Raw genomic sequence first — 13,756 nt, forward strand, 5'->3', positions numbered from 1 at the left:
TTGCTTTATTCCTGTTAATTCGGCAGGACATTTGCCAATTTATCTTTGAAGGTATACAAATTTTTCTGCGGATTTTTCTTACAGTATTCAATCACTTTAGGGATCTGAGTCAGGTCAGTTTCGTTTAAGGTTACAGTATCACCGCCTTTATAAACTGTTTCTTCATGCAGCATCCACCATGCAACAGGTGTCATTGCTTTTGGATTCAGGTCAATAAATTCCTGACAAGTCATATCCTTAGCAGATTCATTAGCAGCCAGTGCAGATTGCGCATTCACCAGTGACAGAGCTGCTACAGCGCCAACGAAAACAATGGCTTTACGTAGAGATGAAATATTCATTTTACAACCCATTCAATAAATAATTTACATATGAACAGGAGGATCACCTGCTTTTAACGCAAGGTATTCCGGCCTGTTCAATATTTAAGGAAATACGATGTAACGCATTCCCTTAATTACATATCTTTCTTGATTTTGTCCCATTCGCCTTTAACTTTATCTTTAAAGCTGGCTTTTTTATCCTGGGTACAAGCCTGAACGATAGCAGGCGTTACGGTTGCAATACCCTGAACATCTAAAACCGCATCTTCTGGTTTGTCTTTATTATTCAGAGCCTCAGCAAAACCGACTGCAGTCGGCTGGAAGGATTCGTCTACAGCCAGGAAATCTTCACAGGTCCAGGAGTTGACCGGTTTTTTATTGTCGGCTGCTTTTTGCGCATCGGCTGCATTGCTCACTACAGGCAGAAGAAGCAGACCACCTAGAATAACGCCTAATACTTTTTTCATCGTAATATCCTCAACTATAAAGTGAAAGAGCCGTCACGAATCAATTTCGACATTGAGGTTATAACCTGGTTTTCTGGGTATGTCATGTTGAGACAAAATATCAAAATCAGATATTTTTATTATAATACAATAGGTTACATAGTCATCAAGCACAGTAATTAGGAAATTTTTATTAAATCAACTGCATTCTCTGATGCATTTTTGGCATAGATTGATAGCAGGGGTTTTCCTTCTTAAATTTATAGGGTGGTTCTATGTTATATATAGATAAGGCAACAATTTTAAAATTTGATCTGGAGATGCTTAAAAAGCACCGCAGAGCGATCCAGTTTATTGCCGTGCTGCTGTTTATCGTCGGTTTGTTATGTATCAGTTTCCCGTTTGTTTCTGGCGACATTCTAAGCACAGTCGTTGGCGTATTATTAATCTGTTCGGGTATTGCGCTTATTGTTGGATTATTCAGCAACCGCAGTCATAATTTCTGGCCTGTATTATCGGGTTTCCTCGTGGCGATAGCCTATTTATTGATCGGCTATTTCTTCATCCGTGCACCAGAACTGGGGATTTTCGCCATTGCGGCGTTTATTGCAGGATTGTTCTGTGTCGCAGGGGTTATTCGCCTGATGAGTTGGTATCGCCAGCGCTCAATGAAAGGCAGTTGGTTACAACTCGTTATTGGCGTGCTGGATATCGTCATTGCCTGGATCTTCCTTGGCGCAACGCCAATGGTTTCTGTGACATTGGTGTCAACCCTGGTAGGGATCGAACTGATATTTAGCGCTGCCAGCCTGTTCAGCTTTGCTAGTTTGTTCGTAAAAAATAATAACTAGCAGACCTATCTCTGCTCCATTTTTTAGCCAGGATCATAGTTACGTATAATAACTATGATCCTGGCAATATTCACATCACCGCATTACTCCTTTGATAAATTACGTACTATTGTTGAAATAACTATCACACAACGATTAAACCAACCATTTAAAAATTTTATATTTTTCTTTATTTTGCAGCAAATTAGCCATTTCAAACATTATCATGGCTGATATTTTTCGTTGTCAGGTTTAATGTTTTAGAAGTGCTGTGAGAAAGTGAACTGAAGGTTCCATAAACGTCGACACTATGGGTACAGTCTGGGGTTTGTTTTTGCACTATCAATGCACTAAAAGAAAGCTGGCAATCCAATTGCCAGCTTAAATAGAAACAAGGAGACTCAATATTTAAATCGGATTACGCTTTAACTTTAGTAATATTCTTCAGAGATCACAAACGGATAAATTATAACTTATTCTTGGGTAGATTCCTGCAAACTGTTAATATTCTGTTTACTAATCACAAATTGATAACAACCAGGAATATTACCTAGGATCAATATATGGAGTACGTAATGGATAAATCTGAAGTTTTGATTAGTGTTAATAGACGTATTAGTTCACGAAGGGCAAAGTTCTTATAGGCGTTTACTATATTGAACACCATATTCGGACATGGATGTAAATAATGAAAAGGACAACATGTTCGAAACGATAACGGCTAAGGAGCAAGTTATGATTTTTCTCATGACGAAGGATTCTTTTCTTTTACAGGGCTTTTTGCAGTTGAAAGATAATCACGAAATGATAAAAATCAACTCCCTGTCAGAGATAAAAAGCATAGGCAACAAACCATTCAAGGTGATCATTGATACCTATCATAATCATATCCTTGATGAAGAAGCGATTAAGTTTCTTGAGAAATTAGATGCCGAAAGAATCATTGTTCTGGCACCTTATCACATCAGTAAACTTAAAAGTCAGTCACCTATTTATTTTATCAGCCGCAAAGAAAGCATTAACACTCTGCTTGATATTACCTATGGAAAACACTTGCCCCATAAGAATTCTCAATTATGTTTCTCGCATAATCAATTCAAAATCATGCAACTGATTCTGAAAAATAAAAATGAAAGTAATATCACGTCAACACTGAATATTTCTCAACAAACATTAAAGATCCAGAAATTCAATATCATGTACAAGCTGAAACTTAGACGTATGAGCGACATCGTGACTCTGGGGATCTCTTCTTATTTCTAAATAAGGAGTCGATGTGGCCCAGCGATAATTGCCTGAAATTAATGGCTGGCATGACGAGGGATGCAAATGCTGACTCCATTACTCCCGGTGATAACCAAAGGAGAAGCAAAAACGAGCTTATTCCCCTGGTATGTGTATCCACCAGTAGAAACCTTCGTTGCCCGGATGCAGGCAGAGACTGTCGGCAGAACGGCAACATTTTTTTTGCCATTCGCGTCACTATATTGGTCGCTCTGCCTACATGCTCCCTCGCTGGCTTACAACCCCATGGCTTGCATTATGCCGCTGGTCTGTAAATCCCTCATACCTCTCCCCGCGCGTAATTCAAAGAACCGTTATTTCTCACGAATTTTCAGGGACTAAAATGAACAGAAAAAGAAAACTGTTAATACCGTTGTTATTCTGCGGCGCGATGCTCACCGCCTGCGATGACAAATCGGCGGAAAATGCCGCCGCTATGACGCCTGAAGTGGGGGTAGTGACGCTCTCCCCCGGTTCGGTCAATGTGATGAGCGAACTGCCCGGCAGAACCGTTCCTTATGAAGTTGCCGAGATACGCCCCCAGGTGGGTGGCATTATCATTAAACGCAACTTTATCGAGGGTGATAAGGTCAACCAGGGGGATTCACTTTATCAGATTGACCCTGCTCCATTGCAGGCAGAGCTGAACTCCGCGAAAGGTTCGCTGGCGAAAGCCCTCTCCACCGCCAGCAATGCCCGCATCACCTTCAATCGCCAGGCATCGTTGCTGAAAACCAACTATGTCAGCCGCCAGGATTACGACACCGCGCACACCCAACTGAATGAAGCGGAAGCCAATGTCGCCGTCGCCAAAGCGGCTGTTGAGCAGGCAACCATCAATCTGCAATACGCTAATGTCACCTCGCCCATTACTGGCGTCAGCGGAAAATCGTCGGTGACCGTCGGCGCATTAGTCACCGCTAATCAGGGAGACTCTCTGGTAACCGTGCAGCGTCTGGACCCGATTTATGTCGACCTCACCCAATCAGTGCAGGATTTTTTGCGCATGAAAGAGGAAGTCGCCAGTGGGCAAATCAAACAGGTTCAGGGCAGTACGCCAGTGCAGCTTAACCTGGAAAATGGCAAACGTTACAGCCAGACCGGCACGCTGAAATTCTCCGACCCGACAGTGGATGAAACCACCGGCTCCGTCACGTTGCGTGCAATTTTCCCCAACCCGAATGGAGACTTGCTGCCTGGTATGTACGTCACGGCTTTGGTGGATGAAGGTAGTCGGCAGAATGTGTTGTTAGTACCGCAAGAAGGCGTTACCCATAACTCCCAGGGCAAAGCAACGGCGCTCATTCTGGATAAAGACGATGTTGTACAGTTACGCGAAATTGACGCAACCAAAGCCATCGGAAATCAGTGGGTTGTTACCTCTGGTTTGCAAGCTGGCGATCGGGTGATCGTTTCCGGTTTGCAACGCATTCATCCAGGTATCAAAGCACGCGCAATTTCCTCCAGCCAGGAAAACGCCAGCACCGAATCGAAACAGTAACGTTGCAGGCTTAAGGGGACTTTCATGGCTAACTATTTTATTGATCGCCCGGTTTTTGCCTGGGTACTTGCCATTATTATGATGCTCGCGGGTGGGCTGGCGATCATGAACCTACCGGTTGCGCAGTATCCGCAGATTGCGCCGCCGACCATCACCATCAGCGCTACCTATCCGGGGGCTGATGCGCAAACGGTAGAAGACTCGGTCACTCAAGTGATCGAACAAAATATGAATGGGCTGGATGGCCTGATGTATATGTCATCAACCAGCGATGCGGCAGGCAATGCTTCCATCACCCTGACCTTTGAAACGGGAACATCGCCCGATATTGCGCAGGTTCAGGTGCAGAATAAACTGCAACTCGCGATGCCTTCGTTACCAGAAGCGGTGCAGCAACAAGGGATCAGCGTTAATAAGTCGAGCAGCAACATCCTGATGGTAGCGGCGTTTATTTCTGATAACGGTAGTCTCAACCAATACGATATCGCGGACTATGTGGCTTCTAACCTCCAGGATCCACTAAGCCGTACCGCGGGCGTCGGTAGCGTGCAGCTCTTTGGGTCAGAGTACGCCATGCGTATCTGGCTGGACCCACAAAAACTCAATAAATACAGTCTCGTTCCTTCTGATGTTATTTCCCAAATCAAGGTACAGAACAACCAGATTTCCGGTGGTCAACTGGGGGGGATGCCACAGGCGGCAGACCAGCAACTGAACGCCTCAATCATTGTGCAGACGCGTCTACAAACGCCGGAAGAATTTGGCAAAATCCTGCTGAAAGTGCAGCAAGATGGTTCGCAAGTATTGCTGCGCGACGTTGCCCGCATCGAGTTGGGGGCAGAAGATTATTCCACTGTGGCGCGTTATAACGGCAAACCTGCTGCCGGGATTGCTATCAAGCTGGCTGCCGGAGCGAATGCCCTTGATACCTCGCGGGCGGTAAAAGCGGAGTTAAACCGATTATCAGCCTATTTCCCCGCCAGCCTGAAAACGGTTTACCCTTACGACACCACACCATTTATCAAAATTTCAATTCAGGAAGTTTTCAAAACGCTGGTTGAAGCTATCATCCTCGTCTTCCTGGTCATGTATCTGTTTTTACAAAATATTCGCGCTACGATTATCCCAACTATCGCCGTGCCGGTCGTTATTCTCGGCACATTTGCGATTTTGTCGGCGGTCGGTTTTACCATCAACACCCTCACCATGTTTGGGATGGTGTTAGCTATAGGGCTTTTGGTGGATGATGCCATCGTGGTGGTAGAAAACGTTGAACGCGTGATAGCGGAAGATAAACTGCCACCGAAAGAAGCGACGCATAAATCGATGGGACAAATCCAGCGTGCGCTGGTCGGGATTGCCGTTGTTCTTTCTGCGGTATTTATGCCGATGGCCTTTATGAGCGGCGCAACCGGGGAAATTTATCGCCAGTTCTCCATTACGCTGATCTCCTCTATGTTGCTTTCGGTGTTTGTGGCAATGAGTCTGACCCCAGCCCTTTGCGCCACCATTTTGAAAGCCACACCGGAAGGCGGTCACAAACCGAACGCCTTGTTCGAACGCTTCAACCATCTGTTTGAGAAATCGACTCAGCACTATACCGACAGTACCCGCTCACTGTTGCGCTGCACTGGTCGCTATATGGTGGTATACCTGCTGATTTGTGCCGGGATGGCGGTGCTGTTCCTGCGTACACCGACCTCTTTCTTACCGGAAGAGGATCAGGGGGTATTTATGACCACGGCGCAGTTACCGTCAGGTTCCACAATGGTTAACACCACTAAAGTGCTGCAACAAGTAACCGATTACTATCTGACAAAAGAGAAAAATAATGTCCAGTCGGTGTTTACCGTTGGCGGCTTCGGCTTTAGCGGCCAGGGACAAAACAACGGTCTGGCATTTATCAGCCTGAAACCGTGGTCTGAACGCGTCGGTGAGGAAAACTCGGTGACCGCAATCATTCAGCGGGCGATGGTGGCTCTGAGCAGTATCAATAAAGCGGTGATTTTCCCGTTCAACTTACCTGCGGTAGCGGAGCTGGGTACAGCATCAGGTTTTGATATGGAACTACTGGACAACGGCAACCTGGGGCACGAAAAGCTGACCCAGGCGAGAAACGAGCTGCTGTCACTGGCAGCACAATCGCCTGACCAGGTAACGGCGGTTCGCCCGAACGGCCTGGAAGATACGCCAATGTTCAAAGTGAACGTCAACGCCGCGAAAGCCGAAGCGATGGGCGTGGAGCTGTCTGATATCAACCAGACCCTCTCTACCGCCTTCGGCAGTAGCTACGTGAACGACTTCCTCAACCAGGGGCGTGTGAAAAAAGTGTATGTCCAGGCAGGAACACCGTTCCGTATGCTGCCGGACAACATCAACCAGTGGTATGTACGCAACGCCTCCGGCACGATGGCACCGCTTTCCGCTTATTCTTCAACAGAATGGACCTACGGTTCGCCGCGACTGGAACGCTACAACGGCATTCCGTCGATGGAGATTTTAGGGGAGGCCGCTGCTGGAAAAAGTACCGGTGACGCGATGAAGTTTATGGCAGAACTGGTGGCTAAACTTCCGGCGGGCGTCGGCTACTCCTGGACTGGGCTGTCGTATCAGGAAGCGTTATCGTCCAACCAGGCACCCGCGCTGTATGCCATTTCACTGGTCGTGGTGTTCCTCGCCCTCGCCGCGTTGTATGAAAGCTGGTCAATTCCATTCTCGGTGATGTTGGTTGTTCCGTTGGGCGTTATTGGCGCATTACTGGCAACTGACCTGCGCGGCCTGAGCAATGACGTCTACTTCCAGGTCGGTTTGCTGACCACCATCGGGCTTTCAGCCAAGAACGCCATCCTGATCGTCGAATTTGCGGTTGAGATGATGCAGAAAGAAGGGAAGACACCGGTAGAGGCGATTATCGAAGCGGCGCGGATGCGTTTACGCCCGATCCTGATGACCTCTCTGGCCTTTATTCTTGGCGTACTGCCACTGGTTATCAGTCATGGCGCAGGTTCCGGCGCACAAAATGCGGTCGGTACAGGCGTTATGGGGGGGATGTTTGCAGCAACCGTGCTGGCGATTTACTTCGTTCCCGTCTTTTTCGTCGTTGTGGAACATCTCTTTGCCCGCTTTAAAAAAGCGTAACGTATGAATGAGAGTAAGGCTGAACGTGAATGTTCTGCCTTACTCTTTCCTGACAACCATTCACTACTCAACAACCAGCTAACCATCAGGAATACCAGACTTAGCAAACAGCATTGAAAGTAGAAACCACTCCAGCCATTGGTCATCAACTTGAACAGTACGACACAAACCAGCATTCCCGTAATTATATGAATAATCAGCTTAATAACTCCAAACATGCTGCACCTTTTCCTCCTGAAAATACTAATATCCGTTTGCGAACTGCCAAAGAGAACTTGCCGGTGCCCCCGGCAAATATGGATGGGAAAAGATTTTTACATGAAGCGTAAAGCAGATCCTGACCGACTTTCGAATGATAGATGAAGTCAGGAAAAAGTCCCTGTTGACTGTTGCGCAAACTGGTGTGGTGTTACGCCATAATACTGGCGGAAAGTGTTAATAAAGTACGACGTACTGCTATAGCCACATTTTTCTGCGATCATCGGTAGCGGGAATTGTCGTAACTCGAGCAATTGTCTGGCCATCGACATTCGCGAGGCCAGTAATATTTTACTAAAGCAGGTGTTTTCATCCTGTAGCTTCTTTTTGATTAGGCTTTCACTGGTATACATCTTTTCTGCGATATCACGCAGATACCAGCGTCTGGCAATATCAAAGCTAATAATGCGTTCAACTTTTCCTGCAATGGTACTAATACTATTAAAAAGGAATGGAATCAGCTCTTTATTTCGTGAAAACATCGAAAGGCAGGAGAAATAGAGCATATTATTTAATGTCGTTGAAGCAATGTCCTCTTTAGTAAAACTATCGAATATTGCTGTAACCAACGGCATCGGTGGGGTCATGTTAACTAACAGCTTTTTTTTATTGTGCAATCCTAAACACCGGAACGGTGGACGGACATTGTGTAAGTAATGAGTAATTATTCGTTCATCAATATCCAGCCTGCGGACATTTGATTCATTAAAGTCAAAACTCTCCGCCATATTTTTTTCTATCAGTAGAATACTATCTTTATACAAAGATAGTTTTTGCTGCTCATGGTATATATCAAATGAGCGACAGGTGAGGATCACCGAACAAACATGTGCCATGACAAGCCCTTATATTCCATTACCACGAACATTACAATTTCAGTATACAAATGAAATGATGAATGATTCACTCCGTGAGCCAAAACTGCCAAAATTGGTAGGACCAAAAGCCAGCCATAGCGCAGTGTACATAACAGCTAATTACTAATAAGTAAATGCGTCAGCAATATATTTTAAGAAAGCGTATAGCTTATGTTTATAAAAAAATGGCTGATATTATCGACAATTAAAGTTATATTTTATTTACTGAGAGCACAAAGTTTCCCGTGTCAACAAGGAGCGTTATAACGGTTTATTAGTCTGGAGACGGCAGACTATCCTCTTCCCGGTCCCCTATGCCGGGTTTTTTTTATGTCTGAGTAAAGAATCAGAGTCTTATCCCTTCAGCATGGCGTTCAGAACTGTAAAAATTTCCCTGCCCAACAAAACTTGCTATCGGGTCACCATTCAGTATTCCCTGCGCTATTCGCTCCTGATACTCTGTCGGCGTCATACCATAATAGTTTCGAAAGACATAAATAAAATACGACGCACTGTTATAACCGCAGGATACGGCTACTCGTTTTATTGGAAAACCATGAACAACAATCAGTTGCAACGCCCGCTGCATTCTACATTCAGTCAGTAACTGTGAATACGATGTCTCTTCTTCACGCAATTTTTTCTTTAACAAACTCGGACTCACCAATAACTCACTGGCAATCTGTGCTAATGACCATTCATGAGCAATATTATTATTGATGACCGTGCAAACCCGCGTTCGCATATTCGGTCGCAAAATATTCATAAGCAGTGGTATAAACTGTTTATCTTCAAGAAAAATAGACAATAACGCAAATGTTAATGCTCTTTTACGTAATATCTCACCATAGCGGAGATCTTGATTTTGCGAAAGATGTACAACTTCCTGAAAAACAGGGATCTCTCTGGAACAATGATGAACAACTAACGAAGGAGCTTTTTTATAGGTATAAAGATTTAGCGTCTCCTCCTTGAGCATCGGGAGAAATAGTGAAAGTGTGTCCTTCGTGACTAATACGACGTTACCTACACACTTATCAATCAAGATCTGGCTTGCATCCGCAAAAACCACATCACCACCATTAAAGCAGCGATATTCACCATTCAACATAGTGAGAATAAATTTATGTTTTGCGTACGCAATTAAACAATTCCCATATTGTGATTGCATAGTTGACTTAATATAACATAAATATATTACTGATTATTAATGTAGCACGCCGCCATCTTAAGTCAAATTTATTGGCAAATAAATTTAAACAATTTTGACAGGGGAATTGATTAAATGTGAAGGAAAATTGTGTAAGAGCATTGAATTTATAATAAAAAATCGAAAGTACCAACGTAAGGAGATTAATACAAAACAAATGATCTACTGGCGTCATTTTGTTTGATTTTAGAAAGATTTATATTAGATACAACTTAACAACGCCATGAATACAAAATCAATATAATATTAATATTGCGCTAATGAACGTATGCCCCGGTTTTCAAACCGGGGCAAAGATTATTATAACGCCCTGTTATCAGGTATGTTTAAAGCTGTTCTGCTGGGCAATACCCTGCAGTTTCGGGTGATCGCTGAGGTATTTCAGGGAGGCTTTGTAGTCTTCCAGCAACAGTTCAGCGAAGTCCATTTCGAAGCCACGACGACACATAATACGCATCACCACGATGTCAGTGGCTTCACCGCCAAGGGTGAAGGCTGGAACCTGCCAGCCGCGCAGGCGCAGACGTTCAGAGAGGTCATACAGGGTGTATCCCGGATCTTCCCCGTCTTTCAGTTTGAAGCAAACCGCCGGGATACCTTCGTCCGGGCGACCGGTGCAGATGAACTCATACGGTCCCAGTTTAGCGATTTCATCCGCCAGGTAAGTGGCGACCTGATAAGAGGCGTTCTGCACTTTGGTGTAGCCTTCACGACCGAGGCGCAGGAATTCATAGTACTGGGCAATCACCTGACCCGCCGGACGCGAGAAGTTGATGGCAAAAGTCCCGATTTGCCCGCCGAGATAGTCAACGTTAAACACCAGCTCTTTCGGCAGTGCTTCTTCGTCACGCCAGATAACCCAGCCGCAGCCCAGCGGAGCCAGACCAAATTTATGACCAGAAGCACTGATCGATTTCACGCGTGGCAGGCGGAAGTCCCAGACGATATCCGGGGCGACGAACGGTGCCAGGAAGCCACCGCTGGCAGCGTCGATATGCATATCGATGTCGATACCGGTGTCGGCCTGGAACTTATCCAGCGCATCGTGCAGCGGTTGCGGGAACTCATAGTTACCGGTGTAGGTCACGCCGAAAGTCGGCACCACGCCGATGGTGTTTTCGTCGCAGGCCTCAATCATCCGTTTCGGATCCATAAACAACTGACCGGGGCGCATAGGGATCTCACGCAGTTCCACATCCCAGTAACGGGCGAATTTATGCCAGCAGATTTGCACAGGACCGCACACCAGGTTTGGTTTATCGGTCGGTTTACCTGCGGCTTCCATACGCTTGCGCCAACGCCATTTCATCGCCATCCCGCCGAGCATACAGGCCTCGGAAGAACCAATGGTGTTGGTGCCAACGGCCTGACCGTTTTTCGGCGCAGGCGCGTGCCACAGATCAGCAACCATGTTTACGCAACGCAGGTCAATTGCTGCAGATTGCGGGTATTCTTCTTTGTCGATCCAGTTTTTATTTATCGACAAATCCATCAATTTATGGACATTTTCATCGTCCCAGGTCTGGCAGAAAGTCGCCAGATTCTGACGGGCGTTACCGTCGAGAAATAATTCATCATTGATAATCTGGAATGCGATGTCATCGCGTATTTCATGCAGCGGAAAACGTTTCGATTCCGCGATAGTGGAAATTGCCTTTGCGCCAAAACGTGAATCTAGTAGTTCTGAGCGGAAATCCGTTAACAACTTCTGGTCCATTTCGAACTCCTTAAATTTATTTGAAGGCAATAAAAAAGTAGGATTTATCTGTAATAGACGCAAGGAGTTGCCGGTGTAATTTAAATAACAAAATCCTAAGAGTGAAATAACGTTATTTATATAATCAGTTATCGCTAATAATATTATATTTATAGCTTATTAAAACAAATGTATATTTTGGCATTTCTTTATTAATTTTTATTTTAATTACAAAAAAGTTGGTGACCTTCTGCATTGTTACACAGGTAGCCGCTACTCTTATTCGTAACAACAATGACATATCCTGATTTCTCAACAGATTACATGAATATTCCGAAAGTGAAGAATGACGGGAAACAACATATATAATATTCTCTTTGAATATTAGTGAGTTATATTTTTTCTCCATTAATAAACGTGATCTACCGCACGCTTTGTCGCCCACCAGGCGGAACGAATGACTACCCTTAAAGGAAAGCCCGATAATTAGCGACGAATTTCGGAGGTCGGATCCTTATGCTCAATCAGAAAATTCAAACCCCTAATCCAGACGAACTGACGATCGAAGTCGATCTCTGTTATGAGCTGGATCCGTATGAATTAAAACTGGATGAGATGCTCGAGGCAGAGCCAGAACCCGAAATGATTGAGGGATTGCCTGCCTCTGACGCGCTAACGCCTGCTGACCGCTATCTCGAACTGTTCGAACATGTTCAGTCGGCAAAAATTTTCCCCGACAGTAAAACCTTTCCCGATTGTGCGCCGAAAATGGACCCGCTGGATATATTAATCCGCTACCGTAAGGTTCGCCGCCACCGTGATTTTGACTTGCGCCGATTCGTTGAAAATCACTTCTGGTTACCGGAAGTCTACTCCAGCGAGTATGTATCGGACCCACAAAACTCACTAAAAGAGCATATCGACCAGCTATGGCCAGTGTTAACCCGCGAACCGCAAGATCACATCCCGTGGTCTTCTCTGCTGGCGCTGCCGCAGTCGTACATTGTCCCCGGAGGCCGTTTTAGCGAAACCTACTACTGGGATTCCTATTTCACCATGCTGGGGCTGGCGGAAAGCGGACGCGAAGATTTACTGAAATGCATGGCCGATAACTTCGCCTGGATGATCGAAAACTACGGCCACATCCCCAACGGCAACCGCACCTACTATTTGAGCCGCTCACAGCCACCGGTTTTCGCTCTGATGGTGGAGCTGTTTGAAGAAGATGGGGTACGCGGCGCACGCCGTTATCTTGATCATCTGAAAATGGAATATGCCTTCTGGATGGACGGTGCAGAATCGCTGATCCCCAATCAGGCCTATCGCCATGTTGTTAGGATGCCGGACGGTTCGCTGCTTAACCGCTACTGGGATGACCGTGACACACCGCGCGACGAATCCTGGCTTGAGGACGTAGAAACCGCAAAACATTCCGGTCGCCCCCCCAACGAAGTGTATCGCGATTTACGTGCGGGCGCGGCTTCTGGCTGGGATTACTCCTCCCGCTGGCTGCGTGACGCGGGTCGTCTGGCGAGTATTCGCACCACCCAGTTCATCCCCATCGACCTGAACGCTTTCCTGTTTAAACTGGAGAGTACCATCGCCAACATCTCGGCGCTGAAAGGTGATAGAGAGACAGAAGCGCTGTTTCGCCAAAAAGCCAGCGCCCGCCGCGATGCGGTAAACCGTTATCTCTGGGATGATGAAAACGGAATCTACCGCGATTACGACTGGCGGCGCGAACAACAGGCTCTCTTTTCCGCTGCGGCCATCGTGCCGTTATATGTCGGCATGGCAAACCACGAACAGGCCGATCGTCTGGCAAATGCCGTGCGAAGCCGTTTACTGACACCAGGCGGGATTCTGGCAAGCGAGTATGAAACCGGTGAGCAGTGGGATAAACCCAACGGCTGGGCACCGTTACAATGGATGGCGATTCAGGGATTTAAAATGTACGGAGATGACCATCTGGGTGATGAGATCGCTCGTAGCTGGCTGAAGACGGTGAATCAGTTCTACCAGGAACACCACAAACTGATCGAGAAATACCATATTGCCGATGGTATCTCCCGCGAAGGCGGCGGCGGTGAATATCCGTTACAGGACGGGTTTGGCTGGACCAACGGTGTGGCACGCCGTTTAATTGGTTTATACGGCGAACCGTAATATTTTTTACAGCCAGCCGCTAATATCCTGCTGGCTGTAAAATTATC

11 protein-coding genes and 1 pseudogene are annotated in these 13,756 nt (G+C 46.1%); 6 read left to right on the forward strand and 6 right to left on the reverse strand.

Annotated features, from left to right (window positions below; genetic code table 11):
* Window positions 1-14 precede the first annotated feature (14 nt).
* A complete protein-coding gene (gene hdeB, locus A31E_RS05625) occupies window positions 15-341 on the reverse strand; it encodes an acid-activated periplasmic chaperone HdeB (protein ID WP_001517295.1) in 327 nt (108 codons plus the stop codon).
* Between the two features lie 116 nt (window positions 342-457).
* Window positions 458-790: an acid-activated periplasmic chaperone HdeA gene (gene hdeA, locus A31E_RS05620; RefSeq protein ID WP_000756548.1), complete on the reverse strand. Its 333-nt coding sequence runs from the start codon at window positions 788-790 to the stop codon at window positions 458-460.
* 254 nt (window positions 791-1,044) lie between these two features.
* Here hdeA and hdeD point away from each other — a divergent pair, with 254 nt between their 5' ends.
* Together hdeD and gadE are read left to right on the forward strand one after the other, a co-directional pair.
* Window positions 1,045-1,620: an acid-resistance protein HdeD gene (gene hdeD / locus A31E_RS05615; RefSeq protein WP_000965682.1), complete on the forward strand. Its 576-nt coding sequence runs from the start codon at window positions 1,045-1,047 to the stop codon at window positions 1,618-1,620.
* Window positions 1,621-2,334: 714 nt separating this feature from the next.
* Window positions 2,335-2,862, forward strand: coding sequence for an acid resistance transcriptional activator GadE (gene gadE / locus A31E_RS05610; RefSeq protein WP_000576682.1), 528 nt, complete (start codon window positions 2,335-2,337; stop codon window positions 2,860-2,862).
* Between the two features lie 38 nt (window positions 2,863-2,900).
* On the opposite strand, the pseudogene A31E_RS25845 reads toward gadE, so the two are convergent.
* Window positions 2,901-3,167, reverse strand: a pseudogene (locus A31E_RS25845) (hypothetical protein).
* 107 nt (window positions 3,168-3,274) lie between these two features.
* Here A31E_RS25845 and mdtE point away from each other — a divergent pair.
* From mdtE to A31E_RS25850, 3 genes are all read left to right on the forward strand, one after another.
* On the forward strand, window positions 3,275-4,384 hold the full coding sequence (mdtE, locus tag A31E_RS05605; protein WP_308065336.1) for a multidrug transporter subunit MdtE: 1,110 nt from the start codon (window positions 3,275-3,277) through the stop codon (window positions 4,382-4,384).
* Between the two features lie 24 nt (window positions 4,385-4,408).
* Window positions 4,409-7,522, forward strand: coding sequence for a multidrug efflux pump RND permease MdtF (gene mdtF, locus A31E_RS05600; RefSeq protein WP_000024856.1), 3,114 nt, complete (start codon window positions 4,409-4,411; stop codon window positions 7,520-7,522).
* A gap of 113 nt (window positions 7,523-7,635) precedes the next feature.
* The gene (locus A31E_RS25850) at window positions 7,636-7,851 is read left to right on the forward strand and encodes a hypothetical protein (RefSeq protein ID WP_032141470.1); all 216 of its coding nucleotides are present in this window, start codon (window positions 7,636-7,638) and stop codon (window positions 7,849-7,851) included.
* Window positions 7,852-7,887: 36 nt separating this feature from the next.
* Here A31E_RS25850 and gadW read toward each other — a convergent pair whose 3' ends face one another.
* From gadW to A31E_RS05585, 3 genes are all read right to left on the reverse strand, one after another.
* A complete protein-coding gene (gadW, locus tag A31E_RS05595; RefSeq protein WP_000951549.1) occupies window positions 7,888-8,616 on the reverse strand; it encodes an acid resistance transcriptional activator GadW in 729 nt (242 codons plus the stop codon).
* 367 nt (window positions 8,617-8,983) lie between these two features.
* Window positions 8,984-9,808 carry a DNA-binding transcriptional regulator GadX gene (gene gadX / locus A31E_RS05590; protein ID WP_001191824.1) on the reverse strand — a complete coding sequence of 275 codons (825 nt, stop codon included), beginning with the start codon at window positions 9,806-9,808 and terminating at the stop codon, window positions 8,984-8,986.
* Window positions 9,809-10,163: 355 nt separating this feature from the next.
* Complete coding sequence (locus tag A31E_RS05585) at window positions 10,164-11,564, reverse strand: glutamate decarboxylase (protein ID WP_001517297.1); 1,401 nt, start codon at window positions 11,562-11,564, stop codon at window positions 10,164-10,166.
* Between the two features lie 495 nt (window positions 11,565-12,059).
* Here A31E_RS05585 and A31E_RS05580 point away from each other — a divergent pair, with 495 nt between their 5' ends.
* On the forward strand, window positions 12,060-13,709 hold the full coding sequence (locus A31E_RS05580; protein WP_001517298.1) for an alpha,alpha-trehalase: 1,650 nt from the start codon (window positions 12,060-12,062) through the stop codon (window positions 13,707-13,709).
* Window positions 13,710-13,756 lie beyond the last annotated feature (47 nt).

It is taken from the genome of Escherichia sp. KTE159 (assembly GCF_000408805.1).
Lineage (GTDB): Bacteria > Pseudomonadota > Gammaproteobacteria > Enterobacterales > Enterobacteriaceae > Escherichia > Escherichia marmotae.